The 9,504-nt window shown below is 63.8% G+C and carries 12 protein-coding genes and 1 tRNA gene; 5 read left to right on the forward strand and 8 right to left on the reverse strand.

Translation table 11 applies throughout. From position 1 onward, the window contains the following. Positions 1-39 precede the first annotated feature (39 nt). Positions 40-330, forward strand: a complete 291-nt coding sequence (locus KBT70_RS03605) for an SCP2 sterol-binding domain-containing protein (RefSeq protein WP_296628901.1) — start codon at positions 40-42, stop codon at positions 328-330. Further along, positions 330-1,319 carry an alpha/beta hydrolase gene (locus KBT70_RS03610; RefSeq protein WP_296628903.1) on the forward strand — a complete coding sequence of 330 codons (990 nt, stop codon included), beginning with the start codon at positions 330-332 and terminating at the stop codon, positions 1,317-1,319. The genes KBT70_RS03605 and KBT70_RS03610 overlap by 1 nt, the downstream gene beginning before the upstream one ends. Here the strand turns inward: KBT70_RS03610 and KBT70_RS03615 are convergent. Further along, entirely contained in the window at positions 1,273-2,103 is an 831-nt protein-coding gene (locus KBT70_RS03615; protein WP_296628905.1) for a fumarylacetoacetate hydrolase family protein, read from the reverse strand. The two genes, KBT70_RS03610 and KBT70_RS03615, sit on opposite strands and share 47 nt — an antisense overlap. 135 nt (positions 2,104-2,238) lie before the next feature. Here KBT70_RS03615 and KBT70_RS03620 point away from each other — a divergent pair, with 135 nt between their 5' ends. Then, positions 2,239-4,059 (forward strand): M3 family oligoendopeptidase, encoded by a 1,821-nt coding sequence (locus tag KBT70_RS03620; protein WP_296628909.1) that lies wholly within the window; start codon positions 2,239-2,241, stop codon positions 4,057-4,059. Between the two features lie 105 nt (positions 4,060-4,164). Here the strand turns inward: KBT70_RS03620 and KBT70_RS03625 are convergent, their stop codons facing one another. The 4 genes from KBT70_RS03625 to KBT70_RS03640 all read right to left on the reverse strand — a co-directional run bounded on the left by KBT70_RS03625 (position 4,165) and on the right by KBT70_RS03640 (position 7,743). Continuing rightward, entirely contained in the window at positions 4,165-4,434 is a 270-nt protein-coding gene (locus tag KBT70_RS03625; RefSeq protein WP_296628912.1) for a DksA/TraR family C4-type zinc finger protein, read from the reverse strand. Positions 4,435-4,499: 65 nt separating this feature from the next. After that, positions 4,500-5,597: an alpha/beta fold hydrolase gene (locus KBT70_RS03630; protein WP_296628915.1), complete on the reverse strand. Its 1,098-nt coding sequence runs from the start codon at positions 5,595-5,597 to the stop codon at positions 4,500-4,502. Between the two features lie 63 nt (positions 5,598-5,660). Next, the gene (gene rpoH, locus KBT70_RS03635; RefSeq protein WP_296628917.1) at positions 5,661-6,557 is read right to left on the reverse strand and encodes an RNA polymerase sigma factor RpoH; all 897 of its coding nucleotides are present in this window, start codon (positions 6,555-6,557) and stop codon (positions 5,661-5,663) included. 157 nt (positions 6,558-6,714) lie between these two features. Beyond that, positions 6,715-7,743: an RluA family pseudouridine synthase gene (locus KBT70_RS03640; RefSeq protein WP_296628919.1), complete on the reverse strand. Its 1,029-nt coding sequence runs from the start codon at positions 7,741-7,743 to the stop codon at positions 6,715-6,717. On the opposite strand from KBT70_RS03640, the gene KBT70_RS03645 reads away from it, so the two are divergent. Continuing rightward, positions 7,742-8,053 (forward strand): DUF6476 family protein, encoded by a 312-nt coding sequence (locus tag KBT70_RS03645; protein WP_296628921.1) that lies wholly within the window; start codon positions 7,742-7,744, stop codon positions 8,051-8,053. The two genes, KBT70_RS03640 and KBT70_RS03645, sit on opposite strands and share 2 nt — an antisense overlap. A gap of 9 nt (positions 8,054-8,062) precedes the next feature. Here KBT70_RS03645 and KBT70_RS03650 read toward each other — a convergent pair. Both KBT70_RS03650 and KBT70_RS03655 read right to left on the reverse strand, forming a co-directional pair. After that, positions 8,063-8,139: transfer RNA gene (locus tag KBT70_RS03650), tRNA-His, on the reverse strand. Positions 8,140-8,180: 41 nt separating this feature from the next. Further along, positions 8,181-8,666, reverse strand: a complete 486-nt coding sequence (locus tag KBT70_RS03655; protein WP_296628931.1) for a GNAT family N-acetyltransferase — start codon at positions 8,664-8,666, stop codon at positions 8,181-8,183. A gap of 78 nt (positions 8,667-8,744) precedes the next feature. On the opposite strand from KBT70_RS03655, the gene KBT70_RS03660 reads away from it, so the two are divergent. Then, complete coding sequence (locus KBT70_RS03660; RefSeq protein WP_296628923.1) at positions 8,745-8,933, forward strand: DUF6324 family protein; 189 nt, start codon at positions 8,745-8,747, stop codon at positions 8,931-8,933. Here KBT70_RS03660 and KBT70_RS03665 read toward each other — a convergent pair. Continuing rightward, on the reverse strand, positions 8,928-9,371 hold the full coding sequence (locus tag KBT70_RS03665; protein WP_296628925.1) for an MmcB family DNA repair protein: 444 nt from the start codon (positions 9,369-9,371) through the stop codon (positions 8,928-8,930). The genes KBT70_RS03660 and KBT70_RS03665 overlap by 6 nt on opposite strands. Between the last annotated feature and the right edge of the window lie 133 nt (positions 9,372-9,504).

Here is a 9,504-nt window from a genome sequence, read left to right on the forward strand (position 1 = left end):
TGCATAGCCCCGGCATCGCAAATGTGAAAGGAACCGCAGATGAGCGACGTGATCACCGCAGCCGTAACCGCCCTGAATGAGAAACTGGGCGGCGAAGGCCTCGACGGCACCGCGAAATTCGTGATCGAGGACGAGGGCGCCATCGTGATCGACGCGGATGGCGCACGCGCAGGCGATGACGCCACCGATGTCACCCTGACCGCCAGCCGCGACACGTTCGAAGCGATTCTCGCAGGCGATCTCGATCCCGCCGCCGCCTTTATGTCGGGCCGTCTGAGCGTGGATGGCGATATGGGCATGGCGATGAAGCTGGGCAGCGTGCTCGCCTGATGCACGGGGCGCCGCTCTTTGACGATATGGCCCAAGGGCCGGAAGGCGGCGCCGCGTGGTGGATTTCGGCCTCGGACGGGGTGCGCCTCCGGGTGGGCCTCTGGAACCGCGACGCAAAGGGGGGCACGGTGCTCCTCTTTCCCGGTCGCACCGAATATATCGAGAAATATGGCCGCGCCGCCGCACATTTCGCGGGCTGCGGCTATGCCACGCTGGTCATTGACTGGCGCGGTCAGGGGCTGTCGGACCGGCTGACCACCGATGCCATGGCGGGCCATGTGCATGAATTTGCGGATTACCAGCGGGATGTGGCCGCGATGGTCGAGGCGGCGACACGGCTTGATCTGCCGCGCCCCTGGCACCTACTGGCGCATTCGATGGGCGGCTGCATCGGCCTGCGCGCGGTGATGCAGGGGCTCGACGTGCAAACCTGCGCCTTTTCCAGCCCAATGTGGGGCATCCACATGGCGCAGGCCCTGCGCCCTGTCGCCTGGTCGCTGTCCTGGGGCAGTCGTCAGTTGGGCATGAGCCATCATTACGCCCCCGGCACCGCAGGCGCGCATTACGTGCTCGAAGAACCCTTCGAGAGCAACAAGCTGACCAATGACCGCGAGATGTATGACTATATGGCTGGGCAATTGCGTGCCCATCCCGAATTGGGGCTGGGCGGCCCCAGCCTGCGCTGGCTGCACGAGGCGCTGCGCGAAACCCGCGATCTGGCACGCGCGCCCTCGCCATCCCTGCCCTGCCTGACCATTTTGGGCAGCGACGAGCAGATTGTGGACGTGCCGCGCGTCATCGACCGGATGGCGCATTGGCCGGGCGGGCATCTCGAAATGGTCCCCGGCGGGCGTCACGAAACGCTGATGGACACGCCCGACATGCGCGGGCGCCTCTTGCTACAGCTTTGCGAATTCTATCGCGGCGGGCCGAAACGGGCGGCTACTGGTCGCGCACCACGGCCGAGCGCTGTTCCCCAAGCCCGCTGATCCGCACCACCATTTCATCGCCCTCGGTCAGATAGCGCGGCGGCTTGCGCCCTATGCCCACACCCGGTGGCGTGCCGGTGGCAATCACATCGCCCGGCTCGAGCGTCATCAGCGCGCTCAGATAAGCCACGATATGCGCCACGGAAAAGATCATGCGCGCCGTCGTGCCGGTCTGCATCCGCGCGCCGTTGAGATCGAGCGACAGATCGAGCGCCTGCACATCACCCACCGCATCAGGCGTCACCAACCACGGCCCCATGGGCGCAAAGGTGTCACAGCTTTTGCCCTTGGTCCATTGCCCCGCCCGCTCCATCTGAAAGGCGCGCTCGGACACGTCGTTGACGATGGTATAGCCTGCGACATGATCCAGCGCCTCGGCCTCGGTCACGTATTTGGCGCGCTTGCCGATCACCACGCCCAATTCCACCTCCCAATCGCCCTTCTGCGCGCCGCGCGGCAGGCTGACGGCATCATGGGGACCACAAATGGCTGAGGTTGCCTTGAGAAAGACCACCGGCTCAGGCGGGGCCGCGACCCCCACCTCTTCGGCATGGTCGGTATAGTTGAGGCCGATGCAGATAAGCTTGCCCACCTGCCCCACCGGCGGCCCGATCCGGGGATTGCCCGCCACGAGGGGCAGGCTCTCGGGGTCGATCCGTGGCAGATCGGCCAGCACCGCCCCGGCCAGATCCGGCACAACACCCGACAGATCCCTCAGCCGCTCTTGATCGTCCAGAACCGCCGGGCGCTCCTGCCCGGCCTCACCATATCGTGCAAATTTCATGTGATCTTCCCTTCTCGCATCGCCGCCCACCCTAGCCAGCCGCGCCCGAATGGCAAGCACCCGCCCCCATCCCGCCCCCTTGTGGCCCCCGCCCCCCCGGCCTATGTCTGGGCCATGTCAACAAGAGGTGCCCCCATGCTCAACCTGCCGTTTCCCGTCCGCGATGCCAATGCCAGCTCTGGCAACAAGAATCTGGGACAGCTGCCGGAATGGGACCTGAGCGATCTCTACACCTCCGAGAAAGCCCCCGAACTCAAGCGTGACCTCGACTGGCTGCACAGCGCCTGCGCCGAATTCGCCGCCGATTACGAAGGCAAGCTGGCCACGCTCGACGCGGCGGGTCTCTTGGAGTGTATCCGCCGCGACGAGGCGATCAGCACCACGGCGGGGCGGATCATGTCCTATGCGGGCCTGCGCTATTACCAGATGACCACCGATGGCGGGCGGGCGAAGTTCATGTCCGATTGTCAGGAAAAGGTCACGAGTTCGACCACGCCGCTGGTGTTCTTCTCGCTCGAGTTGAACCGGCTCGACGAAGGCGCGCTGACGGCGATGTATGCCGAGAACGCCGATCTTGCCCGCTACAAGCCCGTGCTCGACCGCATCCGCGCGATGAAGCCCTATCAGCTTTCGGATGAGTTGGAAAAATTCCTGCATGATCTGGGCGTTGTCGGCGACGCCTGGGAGCGGCTCTTTGACGAGACCATCGCGGGGCTGACCTTTACCGTGGATGGCGACGACCTCAACATCGAGGGCACGCTCAACCTTCTGACCGAACAGGACCGCTCCAAACGCGAATCCGCGGCGCGCGAATTGGCGCGGGTCTTTGGCGAGAATATCCGCACCTTTGCCCGCGTCCACAACACGCAAGCCAAGGAAAAAGAGGTGATCGACCGCTGGCGCAAGATGCCCACCGCCCAGACCGGGCGGCACCTGTCGAACGACGTGGAGCCGGAGGTGGTCGAGGCGCTGCGCAATGCGGTGGTCGCGGCCTATCCCAAACTCTCGCATCGCTACTACGAGCTCAAGCGCAAGTGGCTGGGGCTGGAGCGCATGCAGGTCTGGGACCGCAACGCGCCCCTGCCGATGGAGGCCACGCGCCTTGTCGATTGGGACGAGGCGCGCGACACGGTGATGGGTGCCTATGCCGCCTTTGATCCGCGCATGGCCGATCTGGCGCAGCCGTTTTTCGAGCGCGGCTGGATCGACGCGGGCGTGAAACCGGGCAAGGCCCCCGGTGCCTTTGCCCATCCCACCGTGACCACAGTGCATCCTTACGTGATGCTGAACTACCTTGGCAAACCGCGCGACGTGATGACGCTCGCGCATGAGCTGGGGCATGGCGTGCATCAACGTCTGGCGGCGGATCAGGGCGAATTGCTGTCCTCCACGCCTCTGACACTGGCCGAAACCGCAAGCGTGTTTGGCGAGATGCTGACCTTCCGCCGCATGCTCGAAGGGGCCAAGACCCAAGCCGAGCGCAAGGTCCTGCTCGCAGGCAAGGTCGAGGATATGATCAACACGGTCGTGCGTCAGATCGCGTTCTACGATTTCGAATGCAAACTCCACGCCGCGCGGCGCGAGGGCGAACTCACCCCCGATGACATCAACGCCCTCTGGATGAGCGTGCAGGCCCAGAGCCTCGGTGAAGCCTTTGATTTCATGGAGGGGTATGAAACCTTCTGGGCCTATATCCCGCATTTCATCCACTCGCCCTTCTACGTCTATGCCTATGCCTTTGGCGATGGCCTCGTGAATGCGCTCTATGCGGTCTACGAGGAAAACCCGGACGGGTTTCAGGACAAGTATTTCGACCTGCTCAAGGCGGGCGGCTCCAAGCACCACAAAGAACTGCTGGCACCCTTCGGCCTAGATGCCAGCGATCCCGCGTTTTGGGACAAGGGCCTCAGCATGATCTCGGGCATGATTGATGAGTTGGAGGCGATGGAGGGGTGATCCTCTGGCTTCTGACATGAGTATTTGAACCATAAAGAAGCCGTAGCTCATTCATCTGGCCAAAAATACCTCAGGGGGGCCAGGGGGGCAGCGCCCCCCAACCTTTCACTTCAACTGGCTGTCCTTTGATCCACGCCGGTTGATGCCGCCGCGCGGGGCTTGGGCCGTGTCGCGTTCCTGCTGACAGTCGATGCAGAGCTTGACGCCCGGAATGGCCACGCGCCGCGCCTCGGGGATGGGTTCCTCGCATTCCGCGCAATGGGTCAGGCTCTCGCCTTGGGGACCGCGCCGCGCCTTGAGGCGCGCCAGTTCGTCGGAAATCGATGCCTCGATCTGTTCGCTCACCGCGCCGTCGCGCGCCCATCCACCGGCCATGGCCCCTCTCTCCTCTGACAAGGTTCAGTCTACGCGCCGCGCGCGCCACGTCAATTCCGTGCGTCTCAGGGCAGCAAGACGCGGGGTTTGGGCAGGGTCAGCGTCATGTCACGCACAAACGCCCCGCTGACACCAGAGGTTCCGGCCATGATATCGCGCAAAAAGCCGATGGCGGAGGGCGAGGTGACAGGCACGAAATGGTTGAGACCAGAGCCATCGGCCAGCGCCGTAAAGTCGATCACCTGCACATCCGGGCGCTGCACCTTGTCGGCGCGGTCGATCATGCCAAGCCGCGGTTTGCGCCCGGTGATAAAGCCCGAGAGCGACAGCGCGCGGTCGGCCTTGGTGATGAAGATCAGGAAGGGTTGCGGCAGGCGGCCAATCGCCTCGGCCTGCCGGTCGAACACATCAGGGTCAATATCGGGCGACATCAGCACCACGCCGCTGATGCGGTCGAGCAGATGCCGCTCGCCGCTCAGCGCGATGCTGCGCAGCGCCTCCATCACAAGGCTCGATCCCATGGAATGGGCCAGCAGAAACACCTTGTCGCCCGGACCGGAGGTCAACTGGCGCAGCACCGCCGTCAGGTCGTCGCGCGCAAAGAGCACCGAATCGCGGTCATAAATATAGCCGCGCGGATCACCGGCAGAGGGCCAGGAAAACAGCACCCCCGGCATGCCGGTGTCAAAATCGGTCTGGATCTGCGCCAGCCGATACATCGCCTCGGAGAGAGTGTTGTTATAACCATGCACGAACAGCAGCGTCTCGCGCGTGCCCGGATTTTCGCGCCGCATGGCGCGTTGCAGGGCGGCCGCCCCGTCATAAACCTCGGTGCCTGTGACCACGAAATCGGTGGCGGCATCGGGCGGACCTTCGGGCCATTCGATCTGTCCCGGCGCATGGGTCGGCGGCACCGAGATATCGGCGCGGAAAAAGCGCAGGCCCTCGGGTCGTTCCAGCCCAAAGATCGGGCCGGTTTGATCAAGCTGGCGGCCTGTCGCCACATAGACCGGCTGGATTGTGGCGGCGGGGTCGGGGGCGGCGCGCAGGGCGGTCGCGCGCGGCGCGCAGGCGGCCAGCAGGGCCAGCATCAGCCCTGCACAGATCAGGCGCGCGCCACCTGCGGCCCAGACATTCCCAACCCCATGGACAAGACCCAACACGCTCTCCCTCGCTTGTGACAGCGCGAGAGATACGCGCTTTGCCGGGGCGCGCCAAGCCTTGGCTTACGCTTGGGTCAACATACCCTTTTCCTGCGCCAAAGCCCGCATGCGTTTTTGCAGCTTTTCAAAGGCGCGCACCTCAATCTGGCGGATGCGTTCGCGGCTCACGTCATAGGCGGCGCTCAGATCCTCGAGCGTGACGGTCTCATCGCTCAGACGCCGCTGAGTGAGGATGTCGCGCTCGCGCTCGTTGAGCACATCCATCGCCTGCACCAGCAGTTCGCGGCGTGCATCAAGCTCGTCACGGGCCTCGTAATCGCCGGCCTGATCGGCATCCTCATCCTCGAGCCAGTCCTGCCATTGCATCGAGCCTTCGCCCTCTGCGCCGACCGTCGCATTGAGCGAGGCATCGGCCCCCGCCATGCGCTGATTCATGCTGATCACTTCGGCCTCGGTCACGCCCAGATCGGTCGCGATCTTCTTGACCACTTCGGGGCGCATATCACCATCTTCCAACGCGCCAATCTTGGCCTTGGCCTTGCGCAGGTTGAAGAACAGCTTTTTCTGGGCCGAGGTGGTGCCCAGTTTCACAAGGCTCCAAGATCGCAGGATATATTCCTGAATCGAGGCGCGAATCCACCACATCGCATAGGTCGCAAGGCGAAAGCCGCGCTCGGGGTCAAAGCGCTTGACCGCCTGCATGAGGCCCACATTGGCCTCGGAAATCACCTCGGCCTGCGGCAGCCCATAGCCGCGATAGCCCATGGCAATCTTGGCCGCGAGGCGCAGGTGGCTCGTGACCATCCTGTGCGCGGCTTCGGTATCCTGCTCTTCGGCCCAGCGCTTGGCCAGCATGTATTCCTCTTCCGGCTCCAGCAGAGGAAACTTGCGGATTTCCTGCATATAGCGGTTGAGGCCACCTTCCGGGGTTGGGGCTGGCAGATTGTTGTAATTTCCCACGCTGTCGTCCCTCCTGATGTTTGCATCGTTAACATTCAACTAGGTAGCTGCGGGCATCCTTTCAAGATGCTTACACTGACGTAACTAACGCAGAGTTAGGATGGTTCCGTCGCGGCGCTCGTTTTATGACAAAAAGTCACGCGATCTTGCGACACTGTCATGTCCCGCGCAGGGCAGAGAGCAGCGCGCGCATGTCCTCGGGCAGCTCTGCCTCGAACCGCAGCGCGGCACCGCTGACCGGGTGCACAAAGCCCAGCACCGCCGCATGCAGCGCCTGACGCGGGAAACCCTGCGCCGCCGCCATGCCCGCAGGCAAGAGCGCCTTTTCCTTGAGCTTGCGGCGTCCGCCATAGACCGGGTCCCCGATCAGCCCATGGCCCGCATGCGCCATATGCACCCTGATCTGATGGGTGCGCCCGGTTTCCAGCCAACATTCCATCAGCGCGGCAACGGCGGGCGTGCCGAAACTCTCGATCACCCGCGCCCGCGTCACCGCATGCCGCCCGCCCTCGAACAGCACCGCCTGCCGCTGTCGGTCGGTCTTGTGCCGCGCAAGGCGGGTGGCGATGCGCAGGATATTGCCAGCCTCGAAACTGATCCCCGGCAGGCCGCGCAGGCGCGGATCGCTCGCGTCGGGCACGCCGTAGACCACGGCGCGATACTGGCGCTCGACGCTATGCGCCTCGAATTGCGCGGCCAGCCCCTGATGCGCGGCATCCGACTTGGCCACCACCAAGAGGCCGCTGGTATCCTTGTCGATGCGGTGGACAATCCCCGGCCGCTTGGCCCCGCCCACACCCGAGAGGCTGTCACCGCAATGATGCAAAAGCGCGTTGACCAGCGTGCCCTCGGGGCTGCCGGGGGCGGGATGCACCACCATGCCCGCAGGTTTGTTGATGACGATCAGATCGTCATCCTCATGGACCACCTCGAGCGCGATAGCTTCTGGCATCATATGGCTCTCGCGCGCTTCGGGCACGGCAATCTCGATCAGATCGCCCGCCTGCACCCGCGCCTTGGCCTCGGTCACGACCACGCCATTGACCCGCACCGCGCCCTCTTCCAAGAGCCGCGCCAGCCGCGTGCGCGACAGGACCGCCGCCTCTGGCACATCCCGGACAAGCGCCTTATCAAGGCGTTGAGGCGGATCATCCCCGATCCGGAAAACAAGCGGGTCCAAGCCCATGGATGACAACTCTCCGCCGGTCAGCCCGGCCACACTGAAGTTTCTCGCACGGCTGGTCACGCTCTTGACCGCCACAATGATCGTGGGACTTCTAGTGATCATCGCCTTGCTTGTCACCCGCTTCTGGGCCGAGGATGACGGGGCATTGCCCCTGCCCGACAGCATTACCCTGCCCCAAGGCAGCACGCCCACCGCCGTGACCCAAGGCGACGACTGGTTCGCCATCGTGACCGAGGATAACCGCATCCTGATCTACGATCGGCAGAGCGGCCGCCTGCGGCAAACCGTGACCATCGAGACCCAGAACTGATTTTGGGGATGGTACCGCCTCCCTGGCTTGAACAGGGGACCTCTGGATCCACAATCCAGCGCTCTAACCAACTGAGCTAAGGCGGCACTGGGGGGCGATTTAGCTTTACCGTCTTGGGATTGCAAGTCTAATGCAACGCGATTTCCCAGGTTTGTTCCAGCAGATCACAGCCATAGGTGCGCACCGGGCGCTCCTCTGCGATCCGCCAGCCGTTGCGCGCATAGAGCGCGCAGGCGGCGCGGTGGCTCTCATGAGTGGCAAGGGTCATGCGCGCATAGCCTGTGGCCCGCGCAAACTCCATGCAATGCCCCAGCATCCGCTGGCCTAGCCCCTGCTCCCGCGCCTCTGGCTCCAAGAGAAAGAGCCGCAGCTTGGCCACCTCGTCACTCAGCCGCACGCAGAAAATCGAGCCAAGCGGCCGCCCACCCGCCTCGGCGATCCAGCCTGCCTCGCGCGCAGGATCGTGGCGCGCCAGATAATCCGCGATGATCTCGGCCACCAGCGGCGCAAAGCTGCCGTCAAACCCCGCCTCGCGCGCGTAAAGTGTCCCGTGGCGCTCGGTCAGCCAGGGGGCGTCTTCCGCTTGGAACAGGCGCAGCGCAATCTCGTCCATACCGCGCAGCAAAGCGCCAAGGCGCTTGTCAATCAAGGGGGAAACGACTAGCACGTCCTCTGTTGCAAGGAGAGCGCCATGGGTATCAATTCAGAGAGCGAGATCGAGGCCAACCTCCAGATCGGGCCGACCGATCAAGGCATGGTGCGCCTCTATATCGAGGCGCAGGGTATTGACCTGCCGATGGATTTCACCCCCGAAGAGGCCGAGGAAATCGCGCAGGAAATCATCGCCTCTGCGCAGGCGGCGCGGGCCAAGGGATCATAGGCGCGGATCGAGCACCGATTGCAACCGCCGCGCCGCGTGGCGGGCAAACTTGCGCGTGAGCGCCGCGCGCCGCGCGCCCGCCAGACGGGTTTCCGGCCCCATGCGGATAATCTCGGCGCTATAGGCATCCGCGAGAATCAGCCCCGTGCCATCGGGCAGCAAGTCCACCGGAAAATCCGCGTCCACCGCCCAGAAATAGCGGTCGCACCATTGCAGATAGCCCTGCCATTTTGCGTCACACATAAAATCGGCGCGGCTTGATTTGCACTCGATCACCCAGATCTCGCCCTTGGGGCCAATCGCCATCACATCGACGCGCCGCCCCCGTTCGGGCACGAATTCCACAATCGAATCAAAATCATGGCTGCGCAGGTGGCGACACACTCCACGCGCCAGAATCTGCCCCGGTTGCAGCATCTGATCGGTTCCAAATTCCATGCGTAGAATTATGAACAAACCACGAACGTGCGCAACCCCTTGTCGAAGCCTCGGGAAAGACTTACCTGTGGGGCGTGACGGGTGCTGTTCTTCTCGATAACGGTTGCATTCCAGTGGCCTTAAGCAAATCCGA

Source organism: Roseovarius sp. (assembly GCF_018066915.1).
In the GTDB taxonomy this organism is placed as follows: domain Bacteria; phylum Pseudomonadota; class Alphaproteobacteria; order Rhodobacterales; family Rhodobacteraceae; genus Roseovarius.